Origin of the sequence: Companilactobacillus bobalius, from assembly GCF_002179915.1 — a bacterium.
GTDB lineage: Bacteria > Bacillota > Bacilli > Lactobacillales > Lactobacillaceae > Companilactobacillus > Companilactobacillus bobalius.
The window spans coordinates 277,595-291,955 of record NZ_MYFM01000004.1; the positions used below are offsets into that span (position 1 = coordinate 277,595).

12 protein-coding genes are annotated in these 14,361 nt (G+C 35.7%); 3 read left to right on the forward strand and 9 right to left on the reverse strand.

What is annotated here, in order from left to right; translation table 11 throughout:
- Positions 1-33: 33 nt before the first annotated feature.
- The gene (locus LKACC16343_RS07950) at positions 34-1,110 is read right to left on the reverse strand and encodes a S66 family peptidase (protein ID WP_056955131.1); all 1,077 of its coding nucleotides are present in this window, start codon (positions 1,108-1,110) and stop codon (positions 34-36) included.
- Entirely contained in the window at positions 1,110-2,309 is a 1,200-nt protein-coding gene (locus LKACC16343_RS07955; protein ID WP_056955133.1) for a chloride channel protein, read from the reverse strand. Before LKACC16343_RS07955 ends, LKACC16343_RS07950 begins: the two co-directional genes overlap by 1 nt.
- A 273-nt stretch (positions 2,310-2,582) precedes the next feature.
- Here LKACC16343_RS07955 and LKACC16343_RS07960 point away from each other — a divergent pair, with 273 nt between their 5' ends.
- Positions 2,583-2,900 carry a PadR family transcriptional regulator gene (locus LKACC16343_RS07960; RefSeq protein ID WP_056955134.1) on the forward strand — a complete coding sequence of 106 codons (318 nt, stop codon included), beginning with the start codon at positions 2,583-2,585 and terminating at the stop codon, positions 2,898-2,900.
- Complete coding sequence (locus LKACC16343_RS07965; RefSeq protein ID WP_056955136.1) at positions 2,893-3,447, forward strand: DUF1700 domain-containing protein; 555 nt, start codon at positions 2,893-2,895, stop codon at positions 3,445-3,447. The genes LKACC16343_RS07960 and LKACC16343_RS07965 overlap by 8 nt, the downstream gene beginning before the upstream one ends.
- Positions 3,448-3,748: 301 nt before the next feature.
- Here LKACC16343_RS07965 and LKACC16343_RS07970 read toward each other — a convergent pair whose 3' ends face one another.
- The 7 genes from LKACC16343_RS07970 to rpmH form a co-directional block, all read right to left on the reverse strand.
- The gene (locus tag LKACC16343_RS07970; RefSeq protein WP_056955138.1) at positions 3,749-4,657 is read right to left on the reverse strand and encodes a Gfo/Idh/MocA family protein; all 909 of its coding nucleotides are present in this window, start codon (positions 4,655-4,657) and stop codon (positions 3,749-3,751) included.
- A 12-nt stretch (positions 4,658-4,669) separates the two neighbouring features.
- A complete protein-coding gene (locus LKACC16343_RS07975) occupies positions 4,670-7,204 on the reverse strand; it encodes an excinuclease ABC subunit UvrA (RefSeq protein WP_056955139.1) in 2,535 nt (844 codons plus the stop codon).
- 223 nt (positions 7,205-7,427) lie between these two features.
- A complete protein-coding gene (mnmG, locus tag LKACC16343_RS07980; protein ID WP_056955141.1) occupies positions 7,428-9,335 on the reverse strand; it encodes a tRNA uridine-5-carboxymethylaminomethyl(34) synthesis enzyme MnmG in 1,908 nt (635 codons plus the stop codon).
- A 25-nt stretch (positions 9,336-9,360) separates the two neighbouring features.
- Positions 9,361-10,749, reverse strand: coding sequence for a tRNA uridine-5-carboxymethylaminomethyl(34) synthesis GTPase MnmE (gene mnmE / locus LKACC16343_RS07985; protein WP_056955144.1), 1,389 nt, complete (start codon positions 10,747-10,749; stop codon positions 9,361-9,363).
- Positions 10,750-10,889: 140 nt separating this feature from the next.
- Positions 10,890-11,744: a membrane protein insertase YidC gene (gene yidC, locus LKACC16343_RS07990; RefSeq protein WP_056955146.1), complete on the reverse strand. Its 855-nt coding sequence runs from the start codon at positions 11,742-11,744 to the stop codon at positions 10,890-10,892.
- Positions 11,745-11,772: 28 nt separating this feature from the next.
- Positions 11,773-12,114: a ribonuclease P protein component gene (gene rnpA / locus LKACC16343_RS07995; RefSeq protein ID WP_025085420.1), complete on the reverse strand. Its 342-nt coding sequence runs from the start codon at positions 12,112-12,114 to the stop codon at positions 11,773-11,775.
- 67 nt (positions 12,115-12,181) lie between these two features.
- Positions 12,182-12,322 (reverse strand): 50S ribosomal protein L34, encoded by a 141-nt coding sequence (rpmH, locus tag LKACC16343_RS08000; protein WP_025085419.1) that lies wholly within the window; start codon positions 12,320-12,322, stop codon positions 12,182-12,184.
- A 506-nt stretch (positions 12,323-12,828) separates the two neighbouring features.
- Here rpmH and dnaA point away from each other — a divergent pair.
- Positions 12,829-14,205, forward strand: coding sequence for a chromosomal replication initiator protein DnaA (gene dnaA, locus LKACC16343_RS08005; protein WP_082604616.1), 1,377 nt, complete (start codon positions 12,829-12,831; stop codon positions 14,203-14,205).
- Positions 14,206-14,361 lie beyond the last annotated feature (156 nt).

The following is a 14,361-nucleotide window of genomic DNA, read 5'->3' on the forward strand; positions in this document are numbered from 1 at the left end:
TATAAAACACGTTGATGTGTTTTATAGCATTTTTTATTCAGCAAAGTAAGGTTCAATAATTTCTAGTTTCTTATTATCCAAATCTAATTTAGCTTTTAACCCATATGGCAAAGCTGTTCTGGGATAAGCATGTCCAAAGTTAAAATTCGTCATCAACGGTGTCTTAGTATCCGCTGTCTCCTCTTTTAGAACTTGGCAGTATTCTTCATAGTGAACTTCATTCTGAGGTTTACCAGTGATAATAGCGGCAACTACTTGCAAGATTCCCTTGGCCTTCAAATTCTTCAACATCTTACGATATTCTTCTGGTGTCGGTTTTTCTTCACTAGTTTCCAAGAATAAAATTTTACCCTCAAACTCTTTGGCATCAGGAATCAAATGATATTTTTCATTAATTTTCGGTTCATCGTTATAACGTTTATCAGTAAGTAGGCTATTGAGACTATCTATACAGCCACCTAGTAACTTTCCTTCGACAATTCCTGATCCACGTTGAACTTGATATCCTTTAGTTTCAGAATGACTAACACGAGGTGTATTTAAGGCTGCTTCTGAAAAGTCAGTTCGTTCTTCATACCAGACAGGACTACTTGAAATTTCTGTAGTAGTTGGATTTTGAAAATAATGCTCCAAAGTCTTTTTCGTATATGGAAGTAATTCAGTATCTAACTCAGCTAAATCATTGATAACATTGGGACCGTAAAAAGTTGTTAATCCTAATTGATACAACATCAAATGATCCACCGTCGTATCTGAAAAACCGGTAAATAATTTAGGATGTTGTTGTACGTTTTTAACGAACTCTGGATCATCCAGTAAATAAGGTGCTAAACGATAGGTATCTTCTCCACCAATAGCACAGAAAATACCCTTAATTTGATCAGCAGCAAAGGCCTGTTTCAAGTCTTCGGCACGCTTTTCGGGATGATTTTTTATAAATTCTATTCCCTTCAAACTGTTAGGCATGAATTCTGGAATCAAGCCTAATTCTTCAATCCGTTTCTTGCCCTGATTCAATTCATGTTTGGCAAATTTCTCACCTAATACGCCTGCAGAAAGACTAACGACTGCGACGTGATCTCCCTTTTTCAATGCTTGTGGTTTAATCATTAAACGTTCCCCCTGACTTTTAACAAATACTTATTTTTCAAGAATAATACTCCTGCTACCAAAATAATAATAGGGGTAAGTGTAATTGGGAAAAATAGCATGATAAAAATTCCCGCAACAATTGGTGACAACAATTCACTCATAAGAGTCGTTGCTAAAACAGCTACTACTAGTAAAGTATCAAAGTTTGACAAGAGTGTTGCAGCTGCAAAACCAGCTGTCATCGTGGCAAAGGTGATTGGAAAAATATCTCCTCCACGCCAATTAAATGTTAAACACCAAACTAAGAAAATTAATTTTAATAGTGCCATCAAAAATAGATAGGTCGCCGATTGATTACTCCAAGCTCCAATCAACAAATGCAAACTATGTTGACCAGAGAATAATAGGTTGGGCTCTAAATATGAAATAGCGATGATTCCTAACGCTCCTAAAGCAATCCTCACGGCTAAATTCAAGTTTAACTGTTGAATAGTCTTTTCAAATAAATGATTTAATTTCTTCAAAATCATTCCGACAATGATTCCTACTATCATCAGAAGCGGCACAATCCACAATTCGCTTAACTGCCAATGTGAACGACCTAATTTCATAATAAAAGAAGGCTGATCAGTTTGTTTAATCAATAGAACGAATGCCAACAAACCGTTAATGGAGAAAACTATATAGAGTAATTTTTTCCATTTCAGAAGTTTTGGCGTCTTGGGAGCAATCTTCTCATCATATTTCTGACGATATTTGAAAGGATTTAAGAGACGTTTTATTGATGTTCCCAAAGATAATCGTTTTAGCTCATCATATTGAAAATAAAAATAACGTAAATTATCGGCTTGCCAAATTGACAGTGAAATAATAGCACTCAACAATGCTGCTTCAGGGCCGACGCCACTTCCAAAACTTAAAATGACTAGAGTTACCAACAAATTCAAAAAAACATCTTGATAATCAATCGTCTGATTTTGTTTCAACTCCTTCAACGAATCCTTCGAAGTCTTGGGAAGATTTGGCCAACGTTTTAACAAAAAGTACAGTATAAAACTGCCGGCAACGATTAAAACTGTTTGAAAAATATGACTATTACTAAGCCAAACAACTTTAGTTAAAAAGCCTTCAATAACTAAAAAGGCTGCTGCAATAAGGCCAATAATAGCACTCAATAATAATCCATAACTGACGAATAAAACTTTTTTGATAGCCACCACCTACTCTCGTAAATTAAGAAAATTATAGCATTGAAATTTGGATAAAAAAAAAGAGTCCTGCATGTCTGCAGGACCCTTTATGTGGTAAGGTGCGGTGATTTTCCAAACGCTTGCGCGCCAACCACGTACCCTTACCTCGGTTTGGCACCAAGATGTAGTATCGCACGTTCAAACATCCCCGTCAATCTAAATCGTAACGAAAGTTATTTTAAAGTATACTTGACAATTAATACCTCGCTATACATAATATGATGTTAAAGGAGGTATTACATGAACCCACAACTAAAAAAGGGATTATTAGATGTCTGCGTTCTTGCTAAACTCCGTAATTCCGAATCTTATGGTTATGCTATTATCCGTGATCTAGAGCCAATGATTGAAATATCCGAATCTACCTTGTACCCAATACTTAAACGTTTATTAGCAAAAGACGCTATTACCGTAACAAAACGAATACATAATAATCGAATTAGAAAATATTATAAAATAACAGCCATCGGTGAAGATGAAATAACTAAATTTCTTAATGACTGGCAGAATGTAGAAATAATTGTCGATTACATTCGGGGAGGAAATATCAATGACTAAAGAAGAGTTTTTAATTGAACTAAAAATCCGATTGAAGAAGTATGGAATCGCTAATAGTGACCAGTATATTAGTTACTACTCTGAATTTTTAGATGATCTAATGGAAGATGGTTACAGTGAAAAAGAAGCAATCAACAAAATCGGCTCCCCAAATAAGGTTATTCTATCAATTCTTTCAGACGAAAACGTTCAAATTCCCCAAGCCAAAAGTAAAGTTAAAAGTGCACTATTATTATTGGGAATTCCCGTATGGGGACCTATTATAGTTGCAGGATATATTATTCTATTAGCACTAGCATTCGCAGTAATGATTTGTGGTATAGCCCTTTCTCTTTCTGGAATCTGGCTGTTATTAGGAAGTCTAGTGGTTCTATTCAAAACTGGTATTTTAAATTTTCTATTTCAATTAGGAACCGCTTTTATTTTTGGGGGATTAGGTATAGTATTCTGGCAATTATTTTTATTCAGTTTTCAAAAAACTTATAGCCTAGTTAAGATAATGTTTCATAGTTTTACGAAAGAGAGACTTGATCATGAATATATTTAACTTCAATAAAAAACTTATGTTATTGGGTTTAGCTATTACATTTTTAGGAATAGTACTTTGTATAATAATTTTTGCTTGTTTGGGATTTGATATAAACCAAATACTTAAGAATTCCGGTAATATTTATTCTCCCATAAATTGGTCTTCCAAATGATAAGAATATTATCTACAAATATATTTTGTTCTCAAAAAAACGGCTGAAATCACAATGATTTCAGCCGTTTTTCATTTATTGTTTCACATGGAACATATTGTATAAAGACATATGTTCGCCACTATATATTGTGGTCAATTTAATTCATTATTTTTCAATAGTCTTGACCAAATCATAACAGAGTTTATGACTAAGAATAGCTGACTCTGGACTAACTGGATTTTCTCCATCATTAGTAACTGCATTGAGAAATGCTCTAGTAATTGGATCAAATCCTCTTGTCACCAAAGTATTCTCCCAATCAGGGCGTGAGGTTTGTGTCACTGCTCCAGTTTGATATGTTTGTAAGAGATTTAAGTTAGTAACCACCTGACGTGTTTTTGAACCTTGAACGGTGGTCATTTCTAAATTACTGCCGCCAACCATATTCGTAATAACTTGAACGTGACTCTTTGCCCCAGTCAAAGTGATATAACCTTGCTCCAAATTATCATCATCCGTAACTAAAAAGTTATCTACTTTTTGAATAGGCTCATCCATTAAATAAACTGCTGTATCGACTGAATGAATCATCAGATCAAAAATAGCAAATGCTGTTGGTTGTAACGCATTCTCACGAATCTTTTCTGAGACGATTGTTCGTTTATCAGCGATTTGTTTTAACTGCTGATCAAATGGTGCAAATCGACGATTAAAACCACAAGTTAACAATAGTTTCTTCTCTACGGCTAGTTGATAAAGTTCTTCTACTTCTGCTAAATTCTCTGAAACTGGTTTATCGACATAAACGTTAATACCAGCCGTCAATAGTTGTTTAATGATCTGATAATGAGTTTGTGTGGGCGTATGAACAAAGACTGCTAATGGTTTCTCAGCTATCAATTGATCCAAAGTTTGATGAAAGTGTTTGAAACCATACTTCTGTTCCAACATCTCTCCTTTAGCTTCATTTCTAGTTGTTAAATGCCATTCGTATTTATTTTGCAAAGTCGCCATAACTGGTAAATAAGCTTTTTGCGCAATATTACCCAGTCCAATAACACCAATTTTTTCCATATATCTAACCTCTTAATTTTGATTGAACAATTTCAAATGTTCTTTGAGGTACTTTCCAGTTAAACTAGCCGAATTATTTGCAACCGTTTTCGGTGTACCTGTTGCTACAATCTTACCACCATTGACTCCACCTTCGGGACCTAAATCATTGATGTAATCAGCATTGGATATAATATCCAAATCGTGTTCAATTACGATGATTGTGGCGTGACGTTTCAACAGTTTATTAAAGACATCTAACAATACTCCAACATCCTTAGGATGCAAGCCAACACTAGGTTCATCGAAGATAAAGAGTTGATTCTTTTGACTACGCTTCATATAAGTAACTAACTTCATTCTTTGAGCTTCCCCACCGGACAAAGTTGGTGTACTCTCACCTAATTTAAGATAGCTTAATCCAATATTGATCAAAACATCTAGTGTATTTTTGATTTGAGGAACATCTTGAAAAAATTCATCAGCCTGTTTAACTGACATATCTAAGATCTCAGCAATATTCTTACCGTGCCACATAATATCAAGAATCTCTTTTTTATAACGATTTCCGTGGCAGACAGGACAAGTTTGGACCATATCAGGTAAGTACTGAATATCCAAAGTAATTACACCAGTACCACCACAATTTGGACAAGCACCTTGCTTATTGTTGTATGAGAAATAAGTTGGCGTAAATTTCTTGGCTTTAGCCTCTGGTGTTTGTGCAAAGATTTTTCTTAAATGATCCAAAATTTTAGTGTAAGTTCCAACCGTCGAACGAACATTTTTACCAATTGGAACTGAATCGACTTTAACAATATTTTTAATATCAGCGTTATCAACTGATTTGACAAATTTAGGTAGTTTTTCACTATCAATCTTGGCTTGTAATGCTGGTAATAGACTTTCAAAAATTAAGGTCGTTTTACCAGAACCTGACATCCCTGAAACGATATTAAGTGATTCTTTGCTAAATTTAGCTGTCATATCGTGAATGTTATAACGGTCTCCAATTTGAATACTGATAGTTCCCTTTTTAAAGGCCTCTGTTGGTTGATGTTTGATAATATCGGCTTTACCTGTTAAATAAGGTTGGATCACAGAATCAGGATGATGCTCAATTTCCTCGACTGTCCCTTGTGTAATGACACGACCACCATCTGCACCAGAATCAGGACCAATTTCAATTACATAATCGGCAGCCGCAATAATACTCGTGTCATGATCTACGACAATCAAAGAATTCCCTAATCTGACTAATTCACGTAAGATTTTAATCAAACCATCCACGTTAGCAGCATGTAATCCGACACTAGGTTCATCTAAAACATACAAAACTCCAGTCATCTGATTTCTGATTGTCCGAGCTAATTGAATTCTCTGAAGTTCACCAGTTGACAAAGTATTACCAGCACGAGAAATGGATAAATAGTTAAGGCCCAAATCGACGATGGGTGATAGCAAATCTAATAATTCATTAGTCAAATTTTTGCCTAAGGATTTCATATCATCAGGCAACCAGTCCATAATTTTTTGACAAAAATCTTGAAGTTGGGAAATCGTAAATTGGGAAACTTCAGCGATATTCTTGTCGACTAATTCATTGGTGAATAACTTAGGATTAAAACGACTACCATGACAATCTGGGCAAGTTTTTTCAGTATAAAATCTTTCCAAACGTGTCAAAGTATTCTCGTTCTTAGTACTCTTCAAACTATTCTTAACGGCAGTTATCGCATTCTCATAGAGGGCATTCAGTCTAAATGAACGTCCTGTCTTAGTAGGAACCAAAATCTCTTTCTTTTGTTCCTTACCATTAATAACGATATCCTTTTCCTTTGCTGATAAGTCTTTGAATGGGACATCGGTTCTAACGCCTAATTCTTTAATAATATCTTTTTGTAAAGTTCTTCCAGGCAAATTCCAAGACCTTACAGCACCTTCATCAATACTTAGGGATTGATCCGGAATAATCTTGTCTAATTCAATTTCCTTTAAGAAACCTGTACCCTGGCAAGTAGGACAAGCACCATCAGAATTGAAGGCAAAGTCCTCAGCACTAAAAGCCATAAATTTAGCCTGACAAACAGGGCAAGTCATCATCCCCATAGCTTCATCACTAGTTGGTAGATCCATAGCTTCTGAAATTTTCAAAGTTGGATCTAACCGATGACCATTAGGGCAAACTACTGAAGCTAGTCTTGAGAACATCAATCTTAAAATATTCAAACTCTCAGTCATTGTTCCAACGGTTGAACGAACACTAGGTACAACAGGACGTTGTCTTAAAGCAATCGTTGAAGGTAAATTCTTGATGTTCTTAACGTCAGAACGGCCCATTTGTGTGATTCTTCTTCTTGTGTAAGTCGACAAAGCATTTAGATACTTTCTAGCTCCTTCTGCATAAATCGTATCCATAGCTAAAGAAGATTTTCCTGAACCCGAGACTCCGGTAATCGCCACAAAAGAATTCAAGGGAATATCTACATCGATATTCTTAAGATTATTGGCGTTGGCACCAATGACCTCAATATTATCTGGAATATAATTTTTATGTCTAATTGTCATAACTTTCTCCCTCTAATTAACAGGTAGATTATAACATTGCCGTTTGTTATTTCTTAACATAACGATGAAGTTAAATTCTGACACCTGTTTATCAAATGATAAACGGCGGCGGAATGTCGTATTTTCTTTCTATTCTAAACAAAGAAGGACCATGTCGCTTGCGACATGGTCCTTCCGATTTTTCATACATTATATTTTAAAAAAGTAGCGTTATAACGATTGGCTAGTTTACCTCGGGCAACTTAGCAATTTTACCCTGTTCAATATAGACACTCAAAATACCAATATCAGCCGGATTTACACCACTGATACGACTTGCTTGAGCAATTGTTTCAGGATTGATCTTACTTAATTTTTGAACGGCTTCAGTAGCTAAACTATCAACCTTTGTATAATCAATACGAGCAGGAATTTTCTTTGATTCCATCTTTTTCAAACGATCAATTTGAAGTTGTTCCTTCTTAATATAACCAGCATACTTCGTAGCAATTTCAACTTGTTCAGCAACCCGATTATCAACTGGAAAATCAGCTGCACCGACCATATCAATAATATCTTGATAGTGAACTTCTGGTCTTCTCAAGAAATGATCAGCTAACACACCATCTTTCAAAGGCTTTAAGTCATGTGCTTTTAAGAATGGTAAAGCTTGCTTAGGGGTAATCATCTTACGTGAAAGACGATCTAACTCCATCTTAATGGTCTGACGTTTCTCTTTGAAGGCGTTATAACGGTCATCGTTAATCAATCCAAGGGCATAGCCTTTGTCAGTTAAACGAAGATCAGCATTATCGTGACGTAAAATCAAACGATATTCTGCACGGCTAGTTAATAGACGATATGGTTCATTAGTTCCCTTAGTTACAAGGTCATCAATCAAAACACCGATATAAGCTTCGTTACGATGTAAGATAAATGGATCTTTACCTTGGGCACGTAGAGCAGCATTGATACCAGCCATAATTCCTTGTCCAGCAGCCTCTTCATAACCTGATGTTCCATTCATCTGTCCGGCAGTAAAGAGGTTCTTTACAACTTTTGTTTCAAGATTTAACTTCAATTGCCATGGTTCGATAACATCGTATTCAATGGCATATCCAGGACGCATCAACTTAGCATTTTGAAGTCCAGCGACTGAATGAAGCATCTTCAATTGAATTTCCTCAGGCATAGAAGTTGAGAAATCTCCAACATAATACTCTTGAGTATCCTTACCTTCTGGCTCTAGGAAGATCTGGTGTCTTGGCTTATCAGCGAAACGAACAATCTTATCTTCGATTGATGGGCAATATCTAGGACCAACACCCTTGATAACACCAGAGAACATTGGTGCACGGTTAAGGTTCTCACGAATAATCTTATGTGTATCAGCGTTAGTATAAGTCATCCAACATGAAATTTGGTGTTGAAGATAACTTGAATCAGGTGTTTCAAATGAGAAGTGATTAGGTTCTTTATCACCTGGTTGTTCGATGGTTTGGTCAAAATCAATTGTGTCCTTATTAACACGAGGAGGTGTACCTGTCTTAAATCTTGTTAGCTTGAAGCCATGCTTCTCAAGATCTTCAGATAACTTGATTGAAGGAATACTGTTATTAGGACCAGATGAATATGTCAATTCACCAATGATGATCTTACCTCTGGATGATGTACCTGCTGTTAAGACAACAGATTTAGCGTGATATTTAGCTCCAGTAGCTGTAACGATACCTTTGCAGACACCATCTTCAACGATCAATTTTTCAGCAATACCTTGGCGGAGTGTTAAATTAGGTTCCTTTTCCAAAGTATTCTTCATTTCACGATGATACATATTCTTATCGGCTTGGGCACGGAGTGCTCTAACAGCGGGTCCCTTACCAGTGTTAAGCATTCTCATTTGGATATAAGTCTTATCGATGTTGCGGCCCATTTCGCCACCTAAAGCATCAATTTCACGGACAACGATTCCCTTAGCTGGTCCACCAACTGAGGGGTTACATGGCATGAAGGCTACCATATCCAAATTGATTGTAATTAATAATGTCTTTTCGCCCATTCGAGCGGCAGCCAAAGCAGCTTCTGAACCCGCATGGCCGGCACCTACAACGATAACGTCATAAGTTTCTGAATCAAATTCTTTAACTTCCATTTTTCCACCTATTAACTTAAATTAACTATTTTCCTAAACAGAATTGTGAGAACAATTGTGTAATTAACTCATCTGGATAACTTTCACCGGTAATTTCGCCGAGAGTGTTCCAGCAAGCCGTCATATCGATTTGTACAAGGTCAATAGGCATTCCAGCCTCAATCCCTGAAATAACGTCATTAAGACTGTTTTTAGCCTTACGAAGCAATCCTGCTTGTCTAGCACTAGTAATAATGACATTACTACTATTATCTTCAATTCCTGAATTAAAGATTTTACCGATGGTTTGTTTAATTGTTTCAATACCATCATTTTTAATAGCTGAAGTTTGTAGAATAATATCATCATCCTTCAACTGAACTACTGAATTAGGCGTTATAACGGGCATCAAATCATTCTTGTTAAAAATAACGATTCGTTTCTTGTCCGTTGTAGCATTTAACAGTTCAATATCGTCTTCTTCTAGTTCTCGACTAGAATCCAAAACTAAGATTACCAAGTCAGCACTCTTTAAAGCACTCTTAGAACGTTCAACACCGATCTTCTCAACTTTGTCTTCAGTATCACGAATTCCGGCTGTATCGATCAATTTAAGCGGTACGCCGTCAATATTGACATATTGTTCAACCACATCACGTGTCGTTCCAGCAACATCAGTTACGATAGCCTTATCTTCGTCCAAAAGACGATTCAAAAGACTAGATTTACCAACATTAGGTTTTCCGACAATAGCGGTAGCTAAACCATGTTGTAAAATTTCACCACTATCAGCTGTCTTTAACAGTTGATCAATACTTGAACTTACAGTACGAGCTTTTTCCAACAACAATTTAGTTGTCATTTGATCCGTATCGTACTCTGGATAATCGATATTAACTTCAACTTGAGCTAAAGAATCCAAAATTTCTTGACGTAAGTTAGCGATCAAGTGATGTAAATTTCCATCCAACTGATTGACAGCTACTTGCATAGCTTTGTCAGTTTTCGCACGAATTAAATCCATCACGGATTCGGCTTGTGTCAAATCAATTCGGCCATTTAAAAAGGCTCGTTTTGTAAATTCACCAGGTTCGGCCATTCTGGCACCGGAACCAATTAAAAGTTGAAGTACTTTATTTGTAGCAACTATACCCCCATGGGTATTTATTTCTACTACATCTTCACATGTAAAAGTCTTAGGGGCACGCATAACAGAGACCATTACTTCGTCAACCAATGAACCATCGGCTGGATCAATAATATGACCATAATTAATGGTATGACTTGCAACTTTAGCAAGATCACGTCCCTTAAATAATTTCTTAGCGACTGAAATAGCCTGATCTCCTGACAAACGAACGATGGAGATGGCACCTTCCCCAGGAGGTGTTGAAATGGCTGCGATTGTGTCGTATTCAGTTACTGCACTTGGCATAAAATAGCTCCCTTCTCTATTTTTGAGCATAAAAAAAGTGCATAATCCGCCTGTTCTGACGGAAAAGCACCTTGACTACTTTTCTATATTCGATATTGAAATTTCTAAAACATCTTAACGACATTTTCAGAGATTGTCAATTATTTACGATTCTTATATACACGTTTCTTAGCTTTTCTAAGACGACGTTGTTTATCACGTTCTGCTTCCTCAGCCTGTTTTTGTTCACGACGATACTTGAACGGATTTTGGAAAGCCAATGTCTGAAGAACTTGGAACGCATTAGTTACAACCCAATAAATTGTAATAGCTGATGGGAATGTTAATGCGGGAACGAAGATAAAGATTGGCATGACGTAAGTCATAATCTTCGTTGTCGCATTTTGTTGTGGTTGTGAATAGCTGGAAATGTATGTACTTAAGAAAGTAAATACACCAGCTAAGATAGCCATGATGTAATATGGATCAGCTTTTCCAAGTTGCATCCATAAGAAAGTACCATCACGTAATTGTGTTGTCTTGTAAATAGCTTGATACAAGGCGAACATAACTGGCAATTGAATTACCAATGGCAAACAACCAGCCACAGGATTAACTCCTGCTTCACTATATAGCTTTTGTGTTTCTTCCCTCAATTTTTGTTGAGTCTCAACGTCTTTTGATGAATATTTATCCTGAAGAGCCTTCATTTGAGGCTGAATCTTCATTTGCTTATTCATACTTCTGATTTGAAGCCAGTTAAGTGGCAATAGAATAACACGCACAATAACTGTGAAAAGAACGATAGCCCAACCATAACTATTACCAACGATTGATGCTAACCAAAGAATGAATTGCGAGAAACTATACAAGATATAGTGATCCCAGAATCCAGTACTATGGCTTGTGATTGGTTCATTTAGGTTAGAACAACCAGCCAAAACCAATACAACACTAAGTAATAGTGCAATACCTATGTACTTCTTTAAGCTTTTTTTATTCACTTTTACACCCATTATTTTTTATTTATTAAAATTTAATATCCTACTGTAATATTTTACCCAATTTTAATAAATGCACAATATTCTTTTTTGTTTCAAACATGTCCAAATCTATAGCTGGTTTTCTTGCAATAATCAAGAAATCTAATTCTGCAGGAAGTTCTGGTTTCAATTCCAAAAGTGATTGACGAACGTATCTTTTAATACGATTACGACCAACCGCAGTATGTGAAACCTTTTTTCCTACAGATAATCCAACACGAAAATGTTTTTGGTCCTTTTTCGCAATCTTATATAGTACAAAGTTGCGATTAGCGACTGAATATCCATTTGAATAGACATATTGAAACTCATTTTCTTTTTTTATTCGATAGCTTTTTCTCATATGTCACCAGACTACTCTCGTTTTGTAATAAAAAAAGACCACCAAATTGTTTAGTGATCCTTCAAAACTAAGCTGATAATACTTTGCGACCCTTTTTACGGCGTCTTGCTAGAACTTTGCGACCATTACTTGTACTCATTCTCTTCATGAAACCATGGACGCGTTCACGGTGACGCTTCTTTGGTTGATATGTTCTCTTTGTAGTCATCAGTAAACCTCCTGACTCTTATATTAAAAATTTTTTAAATAACACTTCTTCAGACAATTGCTTAACTATAATATCATGTTCTAGCTTGAATTTAAACAGCTAATTTCCTATTAATGTAATTCTTTATCAAAAAGTTTTTCGCATTTTTGACTGTGGATAATTTATTTAAAGATTTGATAACTTATTTTTTCCACAGCTCCTTAAACAGGGTTTTCCAACTGTTAACTTTGTTGTGTTTTAGTTTTCCACAGAATTTGTGGAATTCTTGTTTTTTGTTTGTAACACCTGCAAATCAAGACTTTCCCAGTCTTATAATTGTGGATAACTATGTTAACAACTGAAATCAGTTTCCATTTTCCACAAAGCTGTGGATTAATAAATTACCTGTTGTTATTTCTTCATAATTTAAACAAGTGTTCTGTGGAAAACTTCTTAATAGAATGATAAACTATAGACTGTCATTTTAGGGAAAAAATTATCCACAACTTAAGATTGGGGGGAAATAATTGCAAAATATAAATAACTCAACTGATCCAAAACTAACAGAATTTTGGGATTATTTTACAAACAAACTTAGATCTCAATTAACATCTGTCAGTTATTCAACTTGGGTTGAAAGTGCAAATCCCTTATACATAGATGGAAATAACATTTATATTTCAGTCCCAACAAAACTGCATAAGGACTATTGGGAACGAAATTACACCGAAAAAATTGCTATTTACTCATATGAATTAAACGGAATTGAACTTAACCCAATTATTGAAAATGATGATGAAGTCACAAAAAAAGAGGAACAAGAAATTGCTCCCCAAGTTGAGCCAGCCACTGAAACTGCTCAACCAAAACATATATTTCATAATTCACATTTGAATCCGAAATATACTTTTTCATCATTTATTGTCGGTAGTGGAAACCAAATGGCTCACGCCGCAGCTCTTGCTGCAGCTGAAGATCCAGGTGGTGTCTACAATCCATTATTTATTTATGGAGGCGTTGGTTTAGGAAAAACTCATTTAATGCAAGCTATTGGACATCAAATGATCAAACTCGATCCAACCGCCAAAGTGAAATACGTTACCAGTGAAACTTTCGCAAATGACTTTATTAATTCCATCCAAATGAGGACACAGGATGATTTTCGTCAAGAATATCGCAACGTCGATCTACTATTAATAGATGACATTCAATTTTTTGCCGAAAAAGAGGGTACTCAGGAGGAATTTTTCCATACTTTTAACGAATTGTACGAAAATGGTAAGCAAATTGTCATGACTTCTGACCGCTTGCCAAATGAAATCCCTAAATTACAAGCCAGATTGGTTTCCCGTTTCACTAGTGGTTTATCAGCTGATATCACTGCTCCTGATCTCGAAACTCGAATTGCTATTCTAAGAAACAAAGCCAAAGCGGAACATCTAGAGATTCCTAATGATACTTTGTCTTACATTGCTGCGCAGATTGACACAAATGTCCGTGAACTTGAAGGTGCTTTGATACGTGTTCAAGCTTATTCAACGACCAAAAACACTGATATAACCAAATCTGTTGCTGCTGATGCTTTGAAGGCCTTTAAACTATCTAATGATAAAAAAGGTTTATCCATCGCAAAAATTCAAAGCAAAGTTGCGAAATTTTATCATGTCTCCGTACAAGATTTAAAAGGTAAGAAACGTGTGAAATCAATTGTTGTGCCTCGACAAATCGCGATGTACTTGGCTCGAGAGCTGACAGATCGATCACTTCCACAAATTGGTATGGAATTTGGCGGAAAAGATCATACAACTGTTATGCATTCTTGTGATAAAATATCCGAATTGGCTCTAAAAGATGACGATTTAAAACGTTCCATCAACGAATTAAAAGATGACCTTAGAAATTAACATGTTCATAACTTTTGAGTTTTCCCAGAGTTATCCACACCTGTTAATAACATTCGAAAATCTTATGAATATTAAGTTTTAGTGACTTATCCACAGTTTTAACAGGCCCTACTACTACTTCTATATTTATATTAATTAATTAAAAAAGGGAGTTAC